The following is a 20,210-nucleotide window of genomic DNA, read 5'->3' on the forward strand; positions in this document are numbered from 1 at the left end:
TCAATAATTATTGAAAGTTTGAAATTACAGCATAAATAAAATTATTTCTCACTTTTTCTTCAATAATATATTTTTAACGATTTACTTCCAATAAAATAAATAACATGGAAATCAACATAAAAGAAAACTGGCAAAAAATTAGAACTCATTTTAGCAAATCTTTTGGAACAAATATGCACGTTTCTATTGCGTCTGTAAATGAAAAGAATCAGCCAACAGTAACACCAATTGGTTCTTTGTTTTTAAATGATAATCAGACTGGTTTTTATTTTGAAAAGTTTGTGACAAAACTAAAATCAAACGAAAAAACGAATAAAAACATTTGTGTATTGGCTGTAAATAGTAGCAAATGGTTTTGGTTAAAATCATTATTTAAAATGAAGTTTGATGAGTATGCAGGAGTAAAACTCTATGGAGAATTAGGCATAAAAAGGGAGGCAACAGAAAAAGAAGCACGAGCTTTTCAAAGAAGAGTAAGACAAACAAAAAGATTAAAAGGAAGTAAATATTTATGGCAAGATATGTGTGAGATAAGAGAAATAAAGTTTACGAAAGCAGAGAAAATAAATTTAGGAAAAATGACTAAAGAAAATTAAAAGAATATGAGTTTTTTAAAAGCAGAATGGAGAAAGTTAATCATGGCGAATTATGATGTACAGCCAGAAATATTACAAAAATATGTGCCAAAAGGAACAGAAATAGACACTTTTGAAGGAAAATGCTATGTAAGTTTAGTCGGTTTTATGTTTTTGAATACACGATTGTTAGGCATAAAAGTCCCATTTCATATAAATTTTGAAGAGGTTAACCTTCGTTTTTATGTAAAAAGAAAAGTAGAAGGTGAAGTAAAAAGAGGTGTGGTTTTCATTAAAGAAATTGTGCCAAAACGAATGCTTACTTTTGTGGCGAATGTATTTTATAACGAGCATTATCAAACTTTACCCATGAAACATTCTTGGAATATAGATACTAATAAAATGGATATTTCTTATGAATGGAAAGTGAATAACAAATGGGAAAAAGTTTCAGTAGAAGCAGAAACAAAATCTCAAAAAATAGAAGAAAATTCACAAATAGAATTTATAGCAGAACATTATTGGGGATATTCCAAAATGAACGATAATAAAACTACAGAATACGAAGTAAAACACCCAACTTGGGAATATTACCCAGTTACAAAACACGAAATTCAAGTAGATTTTGAAGCCAATTATGGAACAGATTTTGGGTTTTTGAATAATCAAAAACCAAGTTCAGTACTATTGTTAGAAGGTTCTGAAGTTTCTGTAGAAAACAAAGTTGTTTTTAAAAGTTAGTAAACCTTTCAAAATTGTGTAGTTTCGCCACTTAAATAATAAAAATGAAAAGTAAATTAGTTATAATCATCGCCCTTTTAATAGCAGTAGTTAGTTTATCTTCTTGTAAAGTAAACAAACAATATGTGCAATATATTTCTAAAAAAGAAGATATTAAAACACCAGAAACCAAGAAAGTTATTGTTTTTGCAACAGATAATGTAAGAGTAAATGAGTTTAAACAAACATTCGAGAAAAATTTCCCAGAAAAAGGTGATTTCACATTAGACTTTATGGAAGAGTTTTCCAATAAAGGACTTACAAATAATCTTTTTTCTAATATTTTAATAGACAATAACAGTTTTAAATACGAAAATGTAAATACAGAAAATTCCGACTATGTTATTTATTTTTCAAATTTCGAAATTGCGAACAGAGTAGAGTGGAATAATGTTGGAGGAATGGGAATGAATGGAGTAGGAATGAATAATACAACTTCTGTTGAGTATTGTGTTATAAATGTAAAAGTAGAAATTTATGATGCAAAAAACGACAAAGAAATTATAGATTTTGTAGTTATTGGTGAAGAATCCGTTTTTATGTTTGATTTTACTAAAACATTAAATAAAGCAAAAGAAAGAGCTGTAGAGCATATTATTAATTACTTGAAATCTGGTAAAACTGAATATAAGAAGTATTAAAATTTGAAACTAAATAAAACCAAAATCCGCACAATTTGTGCGGATTTTGGTTTTATTTTAAAAAGTCTAAGCTTTAGTTTTATCGAAATAAGTGAATTTTACAACTATAAGATCCCGCTGAAATAGCGGGATAAGCGATTCACACAAAATTCTTATTAGAATTTTGGTTCTCTGCTTACATGTTTCTCCTATATTGCCCACCAACTTTAAACAAAGCTTCAGTAATTTGCCCTAAAGAACAAACTTTGGTTGCTTCCATTAATTTGTCAAATAAGTTTTCATTTTGAATGGCCGCTTCTTGTAAAATTGCAATTTGTTCCACAACTTTATTCGGATTCGCTTTGTTCAATAATTCTTTAGTCTGAATTTGAAACTGCTTTTCTTCTTCAGTAGCACGTATAACTTCTGCTGGCTGAACTGTTGGCGAACCTTTTGAGCTCAAAAATGTGTTTACTCCAATAATTGGAAATTTCCCATTATGTTTCAATGTTTCATAATACAAACTTTCTTCCTGAATTTTAGAACGTTGATACATCGTTTCCATCGCTCCTAAAACACCACCACGTTCTGTAATTCTATCAAACTCTAACAAGACAGCTTCTTCCACTAAATCCGTTAATTCTTCAATAATAAATGCACCTTGAATCGGGTTTTCGTTTTTCGTTAAACCTAATTCTTTATTGATGATTAATTGAATAGCCATCGCTCTTCTTACAGATTCTTCAGTTGGTGTTGTAATTGCTTCATCATACGCATTTGTGTGTAAGGAATTACAATTATCGTTAATTGCATACAAAGCTTGAAGCGTTGTTCTAATATCATTAAAATCAATTTCTTGCGCGTGTAAAGAACGTCCAGAAGTTTGAATATGATACTTTAACATTTGTGCTCTTGAATTGGCTCCGTATTTATTTTTCATCGCTTTTGCCCAAATTTTACGAGCAACTCTACCAATTACAGAATATTCTGGGTCAATTCCGTTTGAAAAGAAAAAAGATAAGTTAGGTCCGAATTTATTAATATCCATTCCACGACTTAAATAATATTCTACGTAAGTAAATCCGTTTGATAATGTTAATGCCAATTGTGTAATTGGATTTGCGCCAGCTTCAGCAATATGATACCCAGAAATAGAAACCGAATAAAAGTTTCTAACTTGTTTTTCAATGAAATACTCTTGCACATCACCCATCAATCTTAATGCAAATTCTGTTGAGAAAATACACGTATTTTGTGCTTGGTCTTCCTTTAAAATATCTGCTTGTACTGTTCCTCTAACTTGCGCTAAAGTGTCTTTTTTTATTTTTTGATAAACTTCTGAAGGTAAAACCAAATCTCCAGTTAAACCTAAAAGCCTTAAACCTAAACCATTATTTCCTTCAGGTAATTTTCCTTGATAAACTGGTCTGTCTAAACCTTTAGATTCGTAAATTTCTTTAAATTTCGCTTCAACCTGTTTTTCTAATTTATTTTCGATGATGTATTTCTCACAATTCTGATCAATGGCAGCATTCATAAAGAAACCTAACAACATGGGTGCTGGGCCATTTATGGTCATAGAAACAGAAGTCATATGATGACTTAAATCAAAACCAGAATACAATTTTTTAGCATCATCTAAACAACAAATTGAAACACCTGCGTTTCCAATTTTACCATAAATATCGGGTCTGTGTCCAGGATCGTTTCCATATAAAGTTACAGAGTCGAAAGCTGTGGAAAGACGTTTTGCGTCCATTCCTAAACTCACATAATGGAACCTTCTATTGGTTCTTTCTGGGCCTCCTTCACCAGCAAACATTCTTGTTGGATCTTCTCCTGTTCTTTTAAATGGATACAATCCTGCAGTGAATGGGAATTCTCCAGGAACATTTTCTTGTAAATTCCAACGTAATAAATCTCCCCAAGCTTGGTATTTTGGTAGGGCAACTTTCGGAATTTGAGAATGAGAAAGTGACTCACTATGTGTTTCAATTTTTATCTCTTTATCACGAACTTTAAACGTATAAATAGGATCTTTATATTTCTGAACTTTTTCAGCCCAGTTTAAAATGATTTCCCAATTTAGTGGATCGAAATTCAGTTTTACTTTCTCAAATTGAGCCAATAATAATTTGATAAATTCTTTTTCTTCAGTAGCTGTTTTCTCTAAAATAGCATCTTCATTTAAACCTGTTTTAGTGATTTCAATAGAAGAATTTAGAATAGATTCTATCGTTTGATAAATTCCATATAATTTTTGAGCAACTACAACTTGGTCGTTTACCTTCTTGTCATATGCTCTGTTGTTCTCTGCAATTTCAGACAAATAACGAACTCTGCTTGGTGGAATTACAAATATCTTTTCAGACATTTCTTTGGTAATTTCCATCGAAGATTTTAAATCGACATTTGTTTTTTCGACCAATTTATCCATAATACGTTTGTACAACGTATTCATTCCTGGATCGTTAAATTGAGAAGCAATTGTGCCATAAACTGGCATATCGTCCATATGAACATCCCACAAATTATTGTTGCGCATGTATTGCTTTTTTACATCTCTAACTGCATCTAAAGCACCACGCTTGTCGAACTTATTAATTGCCACTAAATCTGCAAAATCCAACATATCAATTTTTTCTAATTGTGTTGCAGCACCAAATTCTGGTGTCATTACATATAAAGAAGTATCTGAATGTTCTATGATTTCTGTGTCTGATTGTCCAATTCCAGAAGTTTCTAAAATTATTAAATCGAATTCTGCAGCTTTTAAAACCTGAATTGCTTCGTTTACATATTTAGACAAGGCAAGATTAGACTGACGAGTTGCCAAAGAACGCATATAAACACGCTTATTATTAATTGCATTCATACGAATTCTGTCTCCTAAAAGTGCACCACCTGTTTTTCTTTTAGAAGGGTCTACAGAAATTAAACCGATTGTTTTTTCTGGGAAATCAATTAAAAAACGCCTAACCAATTCATCCACTAAAGAAGATTTTCCTGCTCCACCAGTTCCTGTGATTCCAAGAACGGGACAAGAAGAAGCCCCATCTAACTTCCCCAAAGGGGAAGAACTCCAATCTTTTTGAAAAATCTTTTCGAAATCTGTATGATTATTTTCGGCTAAAGAAATTAGACGAGCTATTGTATTTACATTTTTATTTTTTAAATTTTCTAAAACCTTTTCATTTCCCAGTTCTAACAACCAATCTCCATCTTCATTACAAACTTTGCCAGCAGAGTGTTTCCCTCCTTTGGAGGGATTAAGGGAGGCTTTCACCAAATCATTTATCATTCCTTGTAAACCTAACTCACGTCCATCATCTGGAGAATAAATTCTGGTAATTCCATAATCCATTAATTCCTTAATTTCTTCAGGAAGAATTACGCCTCCTCCACCACCAAAAATTTTGATATGAGTTGCACCTCTTTCTTGCAATAAATCGAACATGTATTTAAAATACTCATTATGTCCTCCTTGATAAGAAGTAATCGCAATCGCATTTGCATCTTCTTGAATGGCGCAATTCACCACTTCTTCAACGCTTCTGTCATGACCTAAATGAATCACTTCAACTCCAGTAGATTGTATAATTCTACGCATAATATTAATTGCGGCATCATGTCCGTCAAATAATGCTGCTGCAGTTACAATTCTTACTTTATGTGTAGGTTTATATGGTTTTATTTGCTCCATTCGTAATAAATGTTTGATTCTAGGCTTGCAATTTACGGAATTTTCAAAAAATAACGATTGTTTTGTGAAATTCTTAAGGTTTTAAAATTTCTAAATTAACACCATTTACATAATTTTTGATGATGTTTAGTTCTTTTGCATATTCAGAACCCTCAAAATCACCAATATCATTTAATGTAATATGTGTATTGTAATAGTTTAAATAGGTTGATGAAAGTGGTAAAAACGTCCAATGCCATTTTTCTTCATAATAACCTGTTCTTCCATTTTCTTTTGAAGTGTAAACTTGATAAAAACCAAATTTTGAAGCATTTTTTAACAACCAATTATATTCCTTTAAACCTGTTCCTTTTGTAAAATAAGAATTATTTAAACTGTTGATGTCCAAATCTGTTCCCCAATGATGTCTAGAGGTTGATGGCATAGAACTGAATTCTAAAATCTTTTTTGCTCTTTTTAAAGGAGGAAGGGTTTTATATTTTGTATTCCATTTATAATTCCAAATTCTTTTTTGATGACTAAAATTTCGAGTACCAGAAATAATTTTAAATGTGATTTTTTCTTTTTCTGCAGTTTTTTTCATTTCTAAAAATGCTTCTAATACTTCTTTACGTAAATATATTTTTTTGTTGGAAAGTTCTTTAGGAACCAAAACGAAATCAGCATTTTTAGTGTAATCGAACTTTCCTAAAACATAATTTTTAGTGAGATATTTTGGTGTTTTAGGAATTGTATCAACTTTAATAGATACAATCTCTGCAGTTTTTTGTTTCTTAGGTTTGTTACAATTTCCGAAAAGTAGCAAACAAAGAGAAAGGTTTATAAATAATTTAAAAATGCCCAAAATTTTCTGTTTTTAGTGTAGTTAAAATCTTTTTCATTTAGATAAGCTTCACGTTCGAAACTGATGTTTTTATAAGCAATATAAATATTTTTATATTTAATAAGTTTGATAAACCATTCAAATAGATAAAAAATATAGAAGAAGATTATTAATAATTCTAACTGTTGTTTTAAATGAATTTTTTCGTGATTTACCAAGATTTTATCATCTTTAAAATCAGTTTCCTTCAAAAATATAAATGGAAAAAGTGTAATTCCTGTAAAACCTTTGGGAACGATAAATTTTGAAATTAAAATCATAATCAAATCTAAACAAATATCAGTCCAAATTAAATATATTTGTAGAAACCAACAAAATGGATTTTATCAACTTAAAATATAAAAAACGAATTGAAGCTCAATATCACAGAGCAGACATTCGTTATCCATAGTTTTCGTTATTTTTTACACAGAATTAAATCTATTTCAATTCAATTTTTCCTTTTTAAGGAAATAAACAATGTATAAAATGACATTCAAAGAACAAATTAAACAAGGAATTCCTAATAATTTACCTTCAAAAAAAGCATTTGATTCAGAAATAAATCATGCCCCAAAAAGAAAAGATATTTTATCTGCAGATGAGAAAAAATTAGCATTAAGAAACGCACTACGTTATTTTGATAAAAAACATCATGCAGAATTACTACCAGAATTTGCAGAAGAATTAGAAAAATACGGACGAATTTACATGTATCGTTTTCGCCCAGATTATGAAATGAAAGCAAGAGATATTGCTGAATATCCAGGAAAATCTGAACAAGCAAAAGCAATAATGTTAATGATTCAGAATAATTTGGATTATGCAGTTGCGCAACATCCACATGAGCTAATCACTTATGGTGGAAATGGAGCCGTTTTTCAAAATTGGGCACAATATCTTTTAACAATGCAATATTTATCTGAAATGACAGATAAACAAACGCTAACAATGTATTCTGGACATCCAATGGGATTATTTCCATCGAATAAAAATGCGCCAAGAGTTGTAGTTACAAACGGAATGGTAATCCCTAATTATTCGCAACCAGATGATTGGGAAAAAATGAATGCTTTGGGAGTTTCACAATATGGACAAATGACGGCTGGAAGTTATATGTACATTGGTCCACAAGGAATTGTACACGGAACAACAATTACTGTTTTAAACGGATTCAGAAAAATAAAAAAAGAACCAAAAGGAAACTTATTTGTAACATCTGGTTTAGGTGGAATGTCTGGCGCGCAACCAAAAGCAGGAAATATTGCAGGATGTGTAACTGTTTGTGCGGAGGTAAATCCTAAAATTACGCAAGTTCGTTTAGACCAAGGTTGGATTGATGAAAAAATTACAGATTTAGATAAATTAGTTGCCAGAGTAAAAGAAGCAAAAGCAAATAAAGAAGTTGTTTCAATCGCTTATTTAGGAAATATCGTTGATGTTTGGGAAAAGTTTGATGCAGAAAATATTCATATAGATTTAGGTTCAGATCAAACATCTTTACACAATCCTTGGGCTGGAGGGTATTATCCTGCAGATATTTCTTTTGAAGATGCCAATAAAATGATGGCAGAAAACCCGAAATTATTTAAAGAAAAAGTACAAGAAACTTTACGAAGACATGCAAAAGCAATTAATAAACATACAGCAAAAGGAACTTATTTCTTTGATTATGGAAACGCTTTTTTATTAGAAGCAAGTAGAGCAGGAGCAGATATTATGGCTGATAATAATATCGATTTTAAATATCCAAGTTACGTTCAAGATATTATGGGACCTATGTGTTTCGATTATGGTTTTGGACCTTTTAGATGGGTTTGTGCATCAGGGGAACCAGAAGATTTAGCAATAACTGATAAAATTGCTTGTAAAGTTTTAGAGAAGATTAAGAAGAATTCTCCAAAAGAAATTCAGCAACAAATGGCGGATAATATCCAGTGGATTAAAGGCGCACAAGAAAATAAATTGGTTGTAGGTAGCCAAGCAAGAATTTTATATGCAGATGCAGAAGGAAGAATTAAAATTGCGAAAGCATTTAATAAAGCTATAAAAAAAGGAAAAATTGGAGCAGTAGTTTTAGGAAGAGATCATCATGATGTTTCTGGGACAGATTCACCTTACAGAGAAACATCTAATATTTATGATGGTTCTAAATTTACTGCAGATATGGCTATACAAAATGTAATTGGAGACAGTTTTAGAGGTGCAACTTGGGTTTCTATTCATAATGGTGGTGGAGTTGGTTGGGGAGAAGTTATAAATGGAGGTTTTGGCATGCTTCTTGATGGTTCTAAAGCAGCATCTAAACGTTTAGAATCGATGTTGTTTTGGGATGTAAACAACGGAATTTCGAGAAGAAGTTGGGCAAGAAATAAAGAAGCGGTTTTTGCTATTAAAAGAGCAATGAAAACTGAAAAAAACTTGCAGGTTACACTTCCTAATTTGGTAGATGATGCTTTAATAGATTCAATAACTTAAATTATTAAATATGAAAAAAATATTTTTTTTATTAGTTAGTGCAGTAATACTTACTTCTTGTAGCTCTATAAAAGTTACATCAGATTACGACACAAAAGTAGATTTTAATCAATACAAAACTTTTGCTTTTTATAAACCTGGAATAGACAAAGCAGAAATTTCTGATTTGGATAAAAAACGAATTTTAAGAGCAATAGAAGCAGAATTATTAGCAAAAGGTTTCTCTAAATCTGATAATCCAGATATGTTAGTGAGCATTTTTACTAAATCTAGAGAGAAAGTAAATGTGCATCAAAACAATTTTGGTTATGGATTTGGTTGGGGATGGAATCCTTGGATGGGAAATGGAATGAACAATGTTAATGTTTCTCAATATACAGAGGGGACTTTATTTATAGATTTTATAGATAAAGAAAAGAAAGAGTTAGTTTGGCAAGGTGTTGGAACTGGAGCATTAAAAATGCAAAACAGAGAGAAAAAAGAAATTAGAATTAAAGAATTTGTAAAAGAAATAATTTCTAGATTTCCACCAGAATCAGAAAAATAATAAATACAAAAGCGTTCTTATGAACGCTTTTTTTATGGATTAAAGTTTTACTTTTGCAATAACAACATAATTAGAATGTATAATAAAATAGTGCCTTTAGAAGAAGGGGATTTTTATTTTAATGAACAAGGTTACAAAGTTTTTACAGAGAAATTTCATTTAAAAAGAGGTCATTGCTGTAAAAGTGGGTGTAAACATTGTCCTTATGGATACGATAAAAAAACCGATAGTTTTAAATAAAAGTGACTTTTAAAGAATAAAAGTTTCCAATAAATAGATAATTTATAAAAAATGATAAAGAGAATTTTAGTTTTAGTAATTGCAATTCAGTTTGCAGGATGTTCAGAATTACAAAAGATAGTTAATAATTTACCAGATGGAGGAGGAGTTTTATCTCAAGAACAAATAGGTAATGGATTAAGACAAGCTTTAGATAACGGAATTAAAAACCAGGTTTCTAAATTGACATCGCAAAATGGATTTTATAAAAATGAATTGGTTAAAATTTTATTACCACAAGAATTACAAGCTGTAGATAAAGGTTTGCGAAGCATTGGTTTGAGTAATTTAGCAGATGAAGGAATTAAAGTTTTAAATAGAGCTGCTGAAGATGCAGTTAAAACAGCTACTCCAATTTTTGTAAATGCAGTAAAAGAAATTTCTTTTAATGATGCTAAAAATATTTTATTAGGAGATCAAAACGCGGCAACTTCTTATTTAAAAAGTAAAACTTCAGATAATTTATTTGCAAGCTTTAGTCCTGTTATTGATAAGTCTTTTTCTAAAGTTGGTGCAGATAAAGTTTGGAGTAATTTAATTTCTAGATATAATTCGATTCCTTTTGTAAGTAAAGTGAATCCAGATTTAACACAGTATGTTACAGAAGAAGCTCTAAAAGGAGTTTTTACAATGATTGAAGTTGAAGAAAAAGGAATTAGAGAAAAAGTTGGTTTAAGAAATACTGCACTTTTAAAGCAAGTTTTTGCATTACAAGATAATAAGTAATTCAATATAGATATTTTTCAATAGAATTTTTGCTTATATTTAATGACTAATTTTAACTAATATGTCAAGAATTAAGCAATTAATCATTTATAGAAAACATCTAGAAGATAGATATTTAAGGCTTTTAGAAAAATCTAATGAATATCGCTTTATAGATGAATCTAAAAGTGATACTGCAGCTTTTAAGGCAATGAAAATTTTAGATAAAATTAATAGAGTAAGTTATTTAGATAGAGAAATTTTAAATACTGTTTCTTAAAGTTTTAAAGTAACTAAAAGCTTTTGTTAGTCTGCTTCCATACCAAGAAAAATATTCGCCATCAACTAAAATTATTTTAGAAGATTTAGTGTATTCTTTAAGTTCTATAACATGTTTTTCTGAAAAAGGATAAGGTTCAGAAGAAAGTAGAATTAAATCTGCATTAGATAAATCTTTTAATTCAATTTCTGGATATCTATTTAAGTTACCAAAGATATTATCATGCTTATTTAATTTTAGTAAGTGGTTAATAAATGTATGGTTTGCTGCAACCATCCATGGGTTTTTCCATATAAAATAAGCAACTTTTAATGAAGGTTTGTCTTTTATAAAATTCTGAAAATCCTCTAATTCTGTTTTTAATATTGAAGTTAATGTTCTTGCTTCTTTTTCTTTTGAAAAAACGCTACCATATTGATTTATTAATTCAATTGTATCATCAATAGTAAAGATATCAGAAACATGAGTTGGTGCAATTTTCTGACAGATTTCAACAATTTCTTTGGTGTTTTCTTCTTTATTACATAGAATAATATCTGGTTTTAAAGCTTTAATTTTATCAATGTTGATAGTTTTTGTTCCGCCAACAATAGTTTTATTTTGCTTCAAATGAGTTGGATGAACACAAAATTTAGTAACACCAACTATTGAATCTTCCAAGCCTAAATCAACAAGTAATTCAGTTTGACTTGGTACTAAAGAAATAATTCGTTTGGGAGTATTTTTCAATTCAAAAACATTATTTATTAGGTCTTTGAATATCATTGGGTTAATTTAAAATTTCAGCCATTTGTACTTGTAATTCTAAAGCTTTTTTAGCTGCTTCTTCAGCAAAATTAGCCTCTTTAGAAGCATAAATAATTCCACGAGAAGAATTAATTAATAATCCAACATTTTTTGATAATCCATATTTACAAACATCTTGTAAATTTCCACCTTGGGCACCAACACCAGGAACTAATAAAAAAGAATTCGGAACAATTTTTCTAATTTCAGTAAAGTATTCTGCCTTTGTTGCTCCAACAACGTACATTAAGTTTTTAGAGTTTTTCCAAGATTTAGAAGTTTCTAAAACTTGTTTATACAATTCTTTTCCTTCCACAGTTTTAGTTTGAAAGTCGAAAGCACCTTCATTAGAAGTTAAAGCCAACATAATGGTATGCTTATTGTCAAACGCTAAAAATGGCTCTACAGAATCTTTACCCATGTATGGAGCAACAGTAACAGAATCAAATGCTAAATCTTCAAAAAAAGCTTTTGCATACATTGTAGAGGTGTTACCAATATCACCACGTTTTGCATCAGCAATTGTGTAAATTTCTGGATAATTTTTATTCAAGTAATTAATGGTTTTTTCAAGAGACTGCCAACCTTTAATTCCATAAGCTTCATAAAAAGCAGTGTTAGGTTTATAGGAGACACAAAGATGATGAGTTGCATCTATAATAGCTTTATTAAAGGCAAAAATAGGATCTTCCTCTTTTAAAAGGTGCGTTGGAATTTTATTCAAATCCACATCCAATCCAATACATAAAAAGGATTTCTTTTTCTTAATTTGCGCTACTAATTCTTGTGTTGTCATCAATTAAATATAAGTTTTACAAAAGTACTTAAATTTGTGGTTAATTTATAATTGAAATTGTAAGTTTTCACTTTAATAAAAGACATGAATATGGTATATTCTAGTCAAAATAAATATTATGATAAAAAAAATAGTACTCTTACTTTCTCTCGTTTTTGTTAGTTGTAATTTAGAGAAACCAACTGCTTTTTCTAAAGAAGCATTAAATGAAAAAGTTATAGCATTAGACAATAATTCTAGTACTATAGAAGATGTTCTAAATAAACATAAAGGAAAAAAGATTTTAATAGATGTTTGGGCTTCTTGGTGTAGAGATTGTCTTAAAGGAATACCAGCAGTAAAGAATTTACAGAAAGAATTTCCTGAAGTTGTTTTTTTATTTTTATCTGTAGATACTAAACAAACTTCTTGGAAATATGCTGTTAATAAATACAATTTAAAAGGCGAACATTACAATCTACCTAAAGGAATGAAGAAAGGAGAATTTGTCGATTTTTTAAATTTAGGTTGGATTCCTAGATATTTGGTTGTTGATGAAAACGGACGAATTACCCTTTTTAAAGCAACAAGTGCTTCAGATAATGATATTTATGAAGCATTAAATAAAGCTATATAAATCGTTTTAGTAACTATTTATCAGAATAAAAGTTTTTTATTTTTCATTTCTTAAATTTACTGCTTAATAATAAGTCTATAAACAGCCTTAAAAAGGTTTTAAAATAATAAATATGAGAACAAAAATAGTAGCAGGAAACTGGAAAATGAATAATGATAAGGATGCAACTAAAAAATTAATTAAAAGTTTAGATAAATCTATTAAAGATTTATCTTTAAAAAATACACGTGTTATTGTTGCACCAACGTTTGTAAACTTATCTTCTGCTGTAAAAAAAGCAAAAAAATCGAAGATAGAAGTTGTTGCACAAAACATGCATCAAGCCAAAAATGGAGCTTATACAGGTGAGATTTCTGCAGATATGTTAAAAGCAATTGGTATTAAAACAGTTATTTTAGGACATTCTGAAAGAAGAACTTATTTTAATGAAACAGATGCAGCTTTAGCTGAAAAAGTAGATGCAGTTTTAGAAAATAAATTAGAAACTATTTTTTGTTTTGGAGAATTGTTAGAAGATAGAAAATCTGATAATCATTTTGCAGTGGTAGAAAGTCAATTATCTAATGCTTTGTTTCATTTAGAAGCTAAAGATTGGAAAAGTATTATTTTAGCATACGAACCAGTTTGGGCAATTGGTACAGGAGAAACTGCAAGCCCAGAACAAGCTCAAGAAATGCACGCTTTTATTAGAAGTATTATCGAAAAAAAATACAATAAAGAAGTTGCAGATGGAGTTTCTATCTTATATGGTGGAAGTGTAAAACCAGCAAATGCAGAAGAAATTTTTTCTAAACCAGATGTAGATGGAGGTTTAATAGGAGGTGCTGCCTTACACGTAGATGATTTTAAAGCAATTATTGTAGCAATATAAATAGAAGTTATTTTGTAATACTTCAAAAGAAAACCAATAAATTTGCATCAAGATTTTTAAATCTTGATGCTTTTTTGTTTAAGAGCATCATCTTCAGAAAAAATAATTATGGATAATATTTATATTGAATACAATTTTACAGTTTCACCCAAAGAACCTGCAACAGAAATTTTAATTGCAGAATTAGGAAATGTTGGTTTTGAAAGCTTTGTTGAAAATGAAAATGGAGTAACAGCTTTTATTCAGAAAAACGAATGGAATTCAGAAATTTTAGAGAATATTTTTGTTTTAAATTCTGATGAGTTTACTATTGAATACAATCAAAAAGAAGTAGCGCAAACTAATTGGAATGCAGAATGGGAAAAGAATTTTTCTCCAATTCAAGTTGATGATTTGGTTAGTATTCGCGCACCTTTTCATGAGAATCCTAATTTAAAATATGATATTGTTATTGAACCAAAAATGAGTTTTGGAACAGGTCATCATGAAACTACGCATATGATGGTACAACATTTATTGCAGTTAGATTTAGAAAATAAGAAAACTTTAGATATGGGTTGTGGAACTGGAATTTTAGCGATTTTTGCTGAAATGAAAGGAGCAAAACCTTTAGACGCAATAGATATTGACAATTGGTGTTATGAAAACTCTATAGAAAATGTTGCTCGCAATAACTGTACTAATATTTCCGTTTTTGAAGGAGATTCATCATTATTAATCAATAAAAAATATGATGTAATAATAGCTAATATTAACAGAAATATTCTGTTGATGGACATGAAAGTGTATGCCAATTGTTTAAATGAAAACGGAGTTTTGTTATTAAGTGGTTTTTATCAAGAAGACATCCCTATTATAGACGCAGAAGTTTCTAAATACGATTTAAAATTAGAGACTTTTATTGAAAGAAATAATTGGGTTGCATTAAAATACAATAAGTTGTAATTTTGTGATTATGAGTACAAAAGAAAAAATCCAAGAAGAAGTAGATGTTTTAGAGCAAGAAACATTTCAACATGAAATAGTTTTACATAATGATGATGTAAATACTTTTGACCACGTTATAGACTCTTTAGTTGATGTTTGCGAGCATACTTTTGAGCAAGCAGAACAATGTGCAACTTTGGTTCATTATAAGGGTAAATGCACTGTAAAATCTGGTGAATATAAAGATTTAGAACCAAGATGTTCTAAATTATTACAACTAGGTTTATCTGCAGAATTGGTTTAATTATGGAAAACGTTTTAAAATATTACGAATTTTCTTCATTTTTTAAAGATGAATCTGGTGCTTTTTCTGGAAATGAAATTAGCTATACTGAATTAAATGATACACATTTTTTAATTTTTGAAGAAAATAATACTAACTATAATTTATATGTTTCCAAATTTAAGAATAAAAATGAAATAGGGCATCAGGTTCCAGAAATACTCGAATTATTGATAGTTAATTACGATAAAAGTATACCAGAACATCGTATTGCAATCAAACAATATTTAGATTAAACTCAAGAATTTTCTTGAGTTTTTTTTATTTTTTATAAAACCATGTGACTTATTAAATACGTATGTGTCATATAAACAGAAGCAAGAATAAAAATGAATAACAGAAACATATTATTAATAGTAATTATATTGTTTCCCCCGATAATTTCTGCACAAGTGGTACCACCACCAATGCCACCACCACCACCACCTGGTTTACCAATTGATGGTTATACACTCGTCTTGTTTTTAATAGCAATTGTATATGGATCTATAAAGATCATTAAAGATAGTAGTAGTTAGTTTTATACTAAGTTTGGTTAGACAAAAAGGTCTTAAACATGTGTTTAAGGCCTTTTTATATTTTACAAAATAAAAAAAAACTCACCTCAAAGAGGTGAGCATAATTTAGGGAATGAAGGGGGATTTTAATATAGAATACTATAGTGCAAAATTAAGATATATATTCGCTTTAGTTTACGGCATTATATGTCTTTATATTAAAATTTTTATATATTAGTTTATCAAAATAAAACATGAAAAAATACACTTCAATTGGAGAGTTAATTTTAGATTATAGAGAATATAATAACTTATCTCAATCTAATCTAGCAACTCAATTAAATGTCGATTTAAGAACCATACAACGTTGGGAGAAAAATTTAACTTTAATAAAATCTGAAAAAGAAGAAGATATCGTTCTGGCAACTTTAATGCCTTATCAGTTAATTCATAATTTAAATGCAGCAGTTCCAATACCTACCTATTATAATTTTAAAACAAGAAAGTACTCGTTGTTTTATCAAAATAATGAATTGCCAAAATTAAGTTGGTATAAAGATCAGATAGACATAGTATCAAAAAATATTAGAACAATAGATTTTGAATATGATATAAAGCATATTCGTAATTTTATAGATACCCAAAAAAGAGATGATTTTTATGTAAATGACGATTTAATAAAAGAAAGTATTAAGTTATTGCCAGAGTTAAATTATTTATATACTGGTTCAGCAGGATTTTATGCAGGACACTGTATAGTGCTTCCGTTGAAAAAAAGTACATATCTTAAACTTAAAAGTAGAGAAATTTCTAACAAAGATTTGAGACCTGTAGATTTAATAGATTATAAAACCGAAGAAATACCTATTTTTTACAGATATGATATTACTGGAGATTGTAACGAGACAATTTTCTACATTATGGGGAAATTCTTTAGATTCTTTAGAGATTTAAATAAGAAGTATTTAATGTGTGGTTATACAGATCGTGATGATAATTATAACCTTAATAAAGAGATTGGATTAGAGGTTGTATGGGAAGATAAAGAGTTACAGAAAAAGTTAAATCTAGATTTTCCTCCACGTTTTTTTGAAGGAAATTTTAATAATTTTCTACTAAATCTTAAAAAATAAAAAAGCTTCCAAATTATTGGAAGCTTTTTTTTGTGACCATGGCAGGATTCAAACCTGCAACCTCTTGAGCCGTAATCAAGTGCGCTATTCAGTTGCGCCACATGGCCGTTAAGCGGGTGCAAATATAATAGCAATTTTCTTAATTAGAAAGCCTATTTATGGTTTTTTTACGAATTTATTTCTTTTTGATATGCATCTACAATAAGATTTGCTTTTTCTAAATCTACATTCAGCACAAATAGCTCTACAGAATTCATTTGTTCTCCAAAACCTGCTAACCTTGCAGATTCAAATTTATCCTTAACTAAACAATGAATTTTCTCATCATCTAAAAGGTTTTGTAAGCCTTTTACAATAATTGAAGATCCCGAAAATATTTTTACGTGTTCTGTTGTCATAATTTTTAAAATTTAATTAAAGTGAATTTATTGTTACATAAGCTCTCCAGCCAATTATTGCCAATTGAAATTTAGAAGCTTTAGAAATATCTAACTCTTTTTTTGTAAAAGAGGGCAAAATCAATTTATTAATTTTTGCGAGAATTTTAAAAAACTGTTTTTTCATTGTTGGTTAGATTGTTTACCAAATTTAATGAAAAATAAACAACTTACTCGAAAGCAAGTTGTTTTTTGGTTAGTTGATGCTATTTCTCCTTTTCCATCATATTTTTAGCTAAATCGGCACCAATTAAAGATTGTAACAAATTTCCGTTATCATTACTTCCTTTAGAGCCTTCTATATAAGTAGATGGCAACTGCAAGTCTTTAATTTGTTGTGCCACACCAACAGCTGTTTTGTATTCCCATTCAGCTTTTTCTTGTGGAGTTAAACCAGCACTTACAAGTTTTGCGTTTTCATAATATTGAGCATCTGCCGCAACTTTTTTACTTTTAGCTTTAAACTGTTCAACTTCATATTGTTTTTTCTCTTTAATTAAGTTAAAACCTGCAACTTTAGCTTCAGTTTCTGCTTCAATTGTTTGTTGAATTTGAATTTTCTCTAAACGAGCTCTTTCTTTTGCTTTTTCAGATTCTCCTTTTGCAACTTCTTTTTTTGCTCTATAATATTCTCTTTCTGCTTGTTGTTTTTCTAGTTGAGTTTGTGCAACTTCATTTTTTTGAAGATCTAAACGCTCATCAAAAGAAGTCTCCCAATCGATTCCAGTAACTTGTGCCTGATATATTTTTAAGCCATATTGTTTTAATGAATTTGTATTGTCTCTAATAATGTTTCCATTTGAATCTTTTTTAATTCTGAATTTTTTCTGTTTACTAGATTTTCCCACATTAATTTTTCTAATAGTAGTAGTGTCTCCAACAATTTCGTTAGAATTTTCAGCTTCATAATATTGTTCAACTTGATACATTCCATTTTCTAATTGATCTCTAAAATATCTATCGAAATCAGATGCTTGTCCAGAAATATAATCTTGTGCATCCATTAATTTACAGGTGTTTTTTATAGCCGCATCTATATTTGGTAAAACTCTACCAAAAATTAATTTAGACTCACTTTTATTTCTGTCTGCCATGTTTAAGAATACGTCTTCATCATTGATATTTACACCAACAATAACAGAAGTGCTTATTTCAGCTTTAATTGCATCACTAAATTCCCATTTTTGTGCTTTTCTATTGTAAGTTCCCTGACTGTTTTTAGGAAGCTCATTATTTGCATTTACAATAATGTCTTTTATAGATGTTTCATAAGAAAGCGGAATGATTCTTCCCCACCATTTAAGTTTTAAACCTTGTGTAGTTATCATTTTGTCTCCACCAGTTACATATTGTACTGCATAAGCAGTACCTGCATCTGCATAAAAAAACATGCCGTTTAAAATGGTCATTAGAATACCAAGACTTATAATTTGAATACTCCTCTTCTTATCAAACCAATTAAGAGTATTATTATCTTTAAAAAAGATTTTTAAAATGAAAGCTGCAATACCTGCAACTATTAATATAATTCCGATAAATATTAGCATAGCGTTAGTTTTTAAGGTTGATTAAAATAAAATGTAAAAAATAAAATCGATAATAGTTTTAATAAATTTTAAGGCAATAGTAATCATAGTAGTTAGTGTTTTTTGAGTTAGTAATTTAGGTCAATTCCGGGATTGTTTTTTCAATATATGAGGATTCAAACAACTCTACCAAATGATTTAAAACATATTATTCAATTTGATTTGTTATTTAAAACTAAAAAAATAGTTTTTATTTTAAATTATAACTTTTATGCTTCACTAAAGTTATAATTTGTATACTTAAGCTATAATTAAGTTCATTACTGTAAGTAAATAAAGGCTTTTTATTTTCTAAAATTGAAAAGCAAAGGAAATCTGATTCTCAAAAATGGATATTTACACGTTTTCATTATTTCTTTTTTCGAAAGTCGATAAAAATGTATCTTCGTAAAAAATAAAATTTATGAGTATTTTTTATGTTGTTATAGGACTTGTTTTGTTAGTTCTTGGTGGTGAGTTTTTGGTGAGATCTTCAATAGGTTTGTCATTTAAGCTAAATATTTCTAAAATGGTTATTGGTATGACTGTGGTTTCTTTTGCTACTTCTGCTCCAGAATTATTGGTGAGTTTACAAGCTGCTTTAGATGGTTCTCCTGCAATTTCTATAAATAATGTTATAGGTTCAAATATTGCCAATATTGGATTGGTTTTAGGAATTACTGCGATTATTGGTCCCATTGCAGTTAATAAAGACTTTTATAAGTTTAATTGGCCTGTAATGATGTTGTTTTCATTAATGCTCTATTACTTTTTATATAATGATAATGTTTTAACTTTTATGGAAGGCCTTATTCTTTTGGCGGCTTTATCTGTTTTTTTGATTGTTTTAATTCGAAGAGCAAGAAAAGAAGAGGTATCTTTAGATGAAGTAGATGATGCTCTAGCTGAAATAGGTTATGGGAAAATATTTATTTGGTTATTAATTGGTGGTGCTGCATTGTATTTTGGTTCGGATTTGTTAGTGGTTGGCGCAAAAGATATTGCGCAAAATATGGGAGTTAGTGAAGGTGTAATTTCAATTACTATGATTGCCATTGGTACAAGTGTACCAGAATTAGCTGCATCTGTAATTGCAGCTATAAAAGGTGAAAAGGCAATTTCTTTAGGGAATTTAATAGGATCTAATATTTTTAATATTGCATCTGTTTTAGGGGTAACAGCTTTAATAAAAGAAATTCCAGTAACAGAAGCACAGATATTATCTAGAGATATCTTTTGGATGTTAGGTTTTGCAGGAATATTACTTCCTTTGGTTTTTATGCCAAAGAAATTCATTTTAAGTAGATTTAAAGGAGTTTTTCTGTTTTTAGGATATGGATTATTTATTTATCTAATTTTTAAAACTACAGTTTAAAAACTTCGTTTTCTATTTAAAAAAAAGAATAAAAA

At 29.1% G+C, this 20,210-nt stretch carries 24 protein-coding genes and 1 tRNA gene; 16 read left to right on the forward strand and 9 right to left on the reverse strand.

Annotation, left to right across the window (positions count from 1 at the left end; genetic code table 11):
* The first annotated feature begins 104 nt into the window (after window positions 1-104).
* The 3 genes from H9W90_RS00840 to H9W90_RS00850 are packed head-to-tail and all read left to right on the forward strand — an operon-like array spanning window position 105 to window position 1,996.
* Window positions 105-596 (forward strand): pyridoxamine 5'-phosphate oxidase family protein, encoded by a 492-nt coding sequence (locus H9W90_RS00840; protein ID WP_187482604.1) that lies wholly within the window; start codon window positions 105-107, stop codon window positions 594-596.
* A 6-nt stretch (window positions 597-602) separates the two neighbouring features.
* Window positions 603-1,316 (forward strand): YqjF family protein, encoded by a 714-nt coding sequence (locus tag H9W90_RS00845; protein ID WP_187482605.1) that lies wholly within the window; start codon window positions 603-605, stop codon window positions 1,314-1,316.
* A 44-nt stretch (window positions 1,317-1,360) separates the two neighbouring features.
* On the forward strand, window positions 1,361-1,996 hold the full coding sequence (locus tag H9W90_RS00850) for a hypothetical protein (RefSeq protein WP_187482606.1): 636 nt from the start codon (window positions 1,361-1,363) through the stop codon (window positions 1,994-1,996).
* A 175-nt stretch (window positions 1,997-2,171) separates the two neighbouring features.
* Here the strand turns inward: H9W90_RS00850 and H9W90_RS00855 are convergent, their stop codons facing one another.
* The 3 genes from H9W90_RS00855 to H9W90_RS00865 all read right to left on the reverse strand — a co-directional run bounded on the left by H9W90_RS00855 (window position 2,172) and on the right by H9W90_RS00865 (window position 6,821).
* Window positions 2,172-5,678 carry a methylmalonyl-CoA mutase family protein gene (locus H9W90_RS00855; protein WP_187482607.1) on the reverse strand — a complete coding sequence of 1,169 codons (3,507 nt, stop codon included), beginning with the start codon at window positions 5,676-5,678 and terminating at the stop codon, window positions 2,172-2,174.
* 73 nt (window positions 5,679-5,751) lie between these two features.
* Entirely contained in the window at window positions 5,752-6,522 is a 771-nt protein-coding gene (locus H9W90_RS00860) for a M15 family metallopeptidase (protein ID WP_187482608.1), read from the reverse strand.
* Window positions 6,498-6,821: a hypothetical protein gene (locus H9W90_RS00865; protein ID WP_187482609.1), complete on the reverse strand. Its 324-nt coding sequence runs from the start codon at window positions 6,819-6,821 to the stop codon at window positions 6,498-6,500. The genes H9W90_RS00860 and H9W90_RS00865 overlap by 25 nt, the downstream gene beginning before the upstream one ends.
* Before the next feature lie 208 nt (window positions 6,822-7,029).
* On the opposite strand from H9W90_RS00865, the gene hutU reads away from it, so the two are divergent.
* The 5 genes from hutU (at window position 7,030) to H9W90_RS00890 (ending at window position 10,829) form a co-directional block, all read left to right on the forward strand.
* Entirely contained in the window at window positions 7,030-9,018 is a 1,989-nt protein-coding gene (gene hutU, locus H9W90_RS00870) for a urocanate hydratase (RefSeq protein ID WP_187482610.1), read from the forward strand.
* A gap of 10 nt (window positions 9,019-9,028) precedes the next feature.
* On the forward strand, window positions 9,029-9,565 hold the full coding sequence (locus H9W90_RS00875) for a DUF4136 domain-containing protein (RefSeq protein WP_187482611.1): 537 nt from the start codon (window positions 9,029-9,031) through the stop codon (window positions 9,563-9,565).
* 75 nt (window positions 9,566-9,640) lie between these two features.
* Entirely contained in the window at window positions 9,641-9,805 is a 165-nt protein-coding gene (locus H9W90_RS00880) for a C1orf53 family protein (protein WP_187482612.1), read from the forward strand.
* 51 nt (window positions 9,806-9,856) lie between these two features.
* Complete coding sequence (locus H9W90_RS00885) at window positions 9,857-10,570, forward strand: DUF4197 domain-containing protein (protein WP_187482613.1); 714 nt, start codon at window positions 9,857-9,859, stop codon at window positions 10,568-10,570.
* A gap of 61 nt (window positions 10,571-10,631) precedes the next feature.
* Window positions 10,632-10,829 (forward strand): hypothetical protein, encoded by a 198-nt coding sequence (locus H9W90_RS00890; RefSeq protein WP_187482614.1) that lies wholly within the window; start codon window positions 10,632-10,634, stop codon window positions 10,827-10,829.
* On the opposite strand, the gene H9W90_RS00895 is transcribed toward H9W90_RS00890, so the two are convergent.
* Together H9W90_RS00895 and pyrF are read right to left on the reverse strand one after the other, a co-directional pair.
* Window positions 10,812-11,594 carry an ABC transporter substrate-binding protein gene (locus H9W90_RS00895; RefSeq protein WP_187482615.1) on the reverse strand — a complete coding sequence of 261 codons (783 nt, stop codon included), beginning with the start codon at window positions 11,592-11,594 and terminating at the stop codon, window positions 10,812-10,814. The genes H9W90_RS00890 and H9W90_RS00895 overlap by 18 nt on opposite strands.
* A gap of 4 nt (window positions 11,595-11,598) precedes the next feature.
* A complete protein-coding gene (gene pyrF / locus H9W90_RS00900) occupies window positions 11,599-12,411 on the reverse strand; it encodes an orotidine-5'-phosphate decarboxylase (protein ID WP_187482616.1) in 813 nt (270 codons plus the stop codon).
* A gap of 118 nt (window positions 12,412-12,529) precedes the next feature.
* Here pyrF and H9W90_RS00905 point away from each other — a divergent pair, with 118 nt between their 5' ends.
* From H9W90_RS00905 to H9W90_RS00935, 7 genes are all read left to right on the forward strand, one after another.
* Entirely contained in the window at window positions 12,530-13,027 is a 498-nt protein-coding gene (locus tag H9W90_RS00905; RefSeq protein ID WP_187482617.1) for a TlpA family protein disulfide reductase, read from the forward strand.
* Window positions 13,028-13,139: 112 nt separating this feature from the next.
* The gene (gene tpiA, locus H9W90_RS00910; protein WP_187482618.1) at window positions 13,140-13,898 is read left to right on the forward strand and encodes a triose-phosphate isomerase; all 759 of its coding nucleotides are present in this window, start codon (window positions 13,140-13,142) and stop codon (window positions 13,896-13,898) included.
* A gap of 108 nt (window positions 13,899-14,006) precedes the next feature.
* Window positions 14,007-14,843 (forward strand): 50S ribosomal protein L11 methyltransferase, encoded by an 837-nt coding sequence (gene prmA / locus H9W90_RS00915; protein WP_187482619.1) that lies wholly within the window; start codon window positions 14,007-14,009, stop codon window positions 14,841-14,843.
* 10 nt (window positions 14,844-14,853) lie between these two features.
* Window positions 14,854-15,129, forward strand: coding sequence for an ATP-dependent Clp protease adaptor ClpS (locus tag H9W90_RS00920; RefSeq protein ID WP_187482620.1), 276 nt, complete (start codon window positions 14,854-14,856; stop codon window positions 15,127-15,129).
* 2 nt (window positions 15,130-15,131) lie between these two features.
* A complete protein-coding gene (locus H9W90_RS00925; protein ID WP_187482621.1) occupies window positions 15,132-15,404 on the forward strand; it encodes a hypothetical protein in 273 nt (90 codons plus the stop codon).
* 129 nt (window positions 15,405-15,533) lie between these two features.
* Window positions 15,534-15,686, forward strand: a complete 153-nt coding sequence (locus H9W90_RS00930) for a hypothetical protein (protein ID WP_254712512.1) — start codon at window positions 15,534-15,536, stop codon at window positions 15,684-15,686.
* A 233-nt stretch (window positions 15,687-15,919) separates the two neighbouring features.
* Complete coding sequence (locus H9W90_RS00935) at window positions 15,920-16,798, forward strand: helix-turn-helix domain-containing protein (RefSeq protein WP_187482623.1); 879 nt, start codon at window positions 15,920-15,922, stop codon at window positions 16,796-16,798.
* A gap of 33 nt (window positions 16,799-16,831) precedes the next feature.
* Here the strand turns inward: H9W90_RS00935 and H9W90_RS00940 are convergent.
* The 4 genes from H9W90_RS00940 to H9W90_RS00955 form a co-directional block, all read right to left on the reverse strand.
* Window positions 16,832-16,905 (reverse strand) — tRNA-Arg (locus H9W90_RS00940).
* 60 nt (window positions 16,906-16,965) lie between these two features.
* The gene (locus H9W90_RS00945) at window positions 16,966-17,196 is read right to left on the reverse strand and encodes a putative signal transducing protein (protein ID WP_187482624.1); all 231 of its coding nucleotides are present in this window, start codon (window positions 17,194-17,196) and stop codon (window positions 16,966-16,968) included.
* A gap of 16 nt (window positions 17,197-17,212) precedes the next feature.
* A complete protein-coding gene (locus tag H9W90_RS00950) occupies window positions 17,213-17,362 on the reverse strand; it encodes an SsrA-binding protein (protein ID WP_187482625.1) in 150 nt (49 codons plus the stop codon).
* Window positions 17,363-17,441: 79 nt separating this feature from the next.
* Window positions 17,442-18,782, reverse strand: coding sequence for an SPFH domain-containing protein (locus H9W90_RS00955; protein ID WP_187482626.1), 1,341 nt, complete (start codon window positions 18,780-18,782; stop codon window positions 17,442-17,444).
* 442 nt (window positions 18,783-19,224) lie between these two features.
* On the opposite strand from H9W90_RS00955, the gene H9W90_RS00960 reads away from it, so the two are divergent.
* The gene (locus tag H9W90_RS00960) at window positions 19,225-20,175 is read left to right on the forward strand and encodes a calcium/sodium antiporter (RefSeq protein ID WP_187482627.1); all 951 of its coding nucleotides are present in this window, start codon (window positions 19,225-19,227) and stop codon (window positions 20,173-20,175) included.
* The last annotated feature ends 35 nt before the right edge of the window (window positions 20,176-20,210 follow it).

Origin of the sequence: Polaribacter pectinis, from assembly GCF_014352875.1 — a bacterium.
GTDB classification, from domain to species: Bacteria; Bacteroidota; Bacteroidia; order Flavobacteriales; family Flavobacteriaceae; genus Polaribacter; species Polaribacter pectinis.

Bases quoted from the DNA above. Each gene is read 5' to 3' on its own strand.
- H9W90_RS00885 (WP_187482613.1), top strand. From the start codon at position 9,857: ATGATAAAGAGAATTTTAGTTTTAGTAATTGCAATTCAGTTTGCAGGA.
- H9W90_RS00960 (WP_187482627.1), top strand. From the start codon at position 19,225: ATGAGTATTTTTTATGTTGTTATAGGACTTGTTTTGTTAGTTCTTGGT.
- H9W90_RS00895 (WP_187482615.1), bottom strand. From the start codon at position 11,594: ATGATATTCAAAGACCTAATAAATAATGTTTTTGAATTGAAAAATACT.
- tpiA (WP_187482618.1), top strand. From the start codon at position 13,140: ATGAGAACAAAAATAGTAGCAGGAAACTGGAAAATGAATAATGATAAG.
- H9W90_RS00890 (WP_187482614.1), top strand. From the start codon at position 10,632: ATGTCAAGAATTAAGCAATTAATCATTTATAGAAAACATCTAGAAGAT.
- H9W90_RS00945 (WP_187482624.1), bottom strand. From the start codon at position 17,196: ATGACAACAGAACACGTAAAAATATTTTCGGGATCTTCAATTATTGTA.
- H9W90_RS00880 (WP_187482612.1), top strand. From the start codon at position 9,641: ATGTATAATAAAATAGTGCCTTTAGAAGAAGGGGATTTTTATTTTAAT.
- H9W90_RS00865 (WP_187482609.1), bottom strand. From the start codon at position 6,821: ATGATTTTAATTTCAAAATTTATCGTTCCCAAAGGTTTTACAGGAATT.
- H9W90_RS00955 (WP_187482626.1), bottom strand. From the start codon at position 18,782: ATGCTAATATTTATCGGAATTATATTAATAGTTGCAGGTATTGCAGCT.
- H9W90_RS00875 (WP_187482611.1), top strand. From the start codon at position 9,029: ATGAAAAAAATATTTTTTTTATTAGTTAGTGCAGTAATACTTACTTCT.
- hutU (WP_187482610.1), top strand. From the start codon at position 7,030: ATGACATTCAAAGAACAAATTAAACAAGGAATTCCTAATAATTTACCT.
- H9W90_RS00935 (WP_187482623.1), top strand. From the start codon at position 15,920: ATGAAAAAATACACTTCAATTGGAGAGTTAATTTTAGATTATAGAGAA.
- prmA (WP_187482619.1), top strand. From the start codon at position 14,007: ATGGATAATATTTATATTGAATACAATTTTACAGTTTCACCCAAAGAA.
- H9W90_RS00925 (WP_187482621.1), top strand. From the start codon at position 15,132: ATGGAAAACGTTTTAAAATATTACGAATTTTCTTCATTTTTTAAAGAT.
- H9W90_RS00905 (WP_187482617.1), top strand. From the start codon at position 12,530: ATGATAAAAAAAATAGTACTCTTACTTTCTCTCGTTTTTGTTAGTTGT.
- H9W90_RS00850 (WP_187482606.1), top strand. From the start codon at position 1,361: ATGAAAAGTAAATTAGTTATAATCATCGCCCTTTTAATAGCAGTAGTT.
- H9W90_RS00950 (WP_187482625.1), bottom strand. From the start codon at position 17,362: ATGAAAAAACAGTTTTTTAAAATTCTCGCAAAAATTAATAAATTGATT.
- H9W90_RS00920 (WP_187482620.1), top strand. From the start codon at position 14,854: ATGAGTACAAAAGAAAAAATCCAAGAAGAAGTAGATGTTTTAGAGCAA.
- H9W90_RS00855 (WP_187482607.1), bottom strand. From the start codon at position 5,678: ATGGAGCAAATAAAACCATATAAACCTACACATAAAGTAAGAATTGTA.
- H9W90_RS00840 (WP_187482604.1), top strand. From the start codon at position 105: ATGGAAATCAACATAAAAGAAAACTGGCAAAAAATTAGAACTCATTTT.
- H9W90_RS00845 (WP_187482605.1), top strand. From the start codon at position 603: ATGAGTTTTTTAAAAGCAGAATGGAGAAAGTTAATCATGGCGAATTAT.
- pyrF (WP_187482616.1), bottom strand. From the start codon at position 12,411: ATGACAACACAAGAATTAGTAGCGCAAATTAAGAAAAAGAAATCCTTT.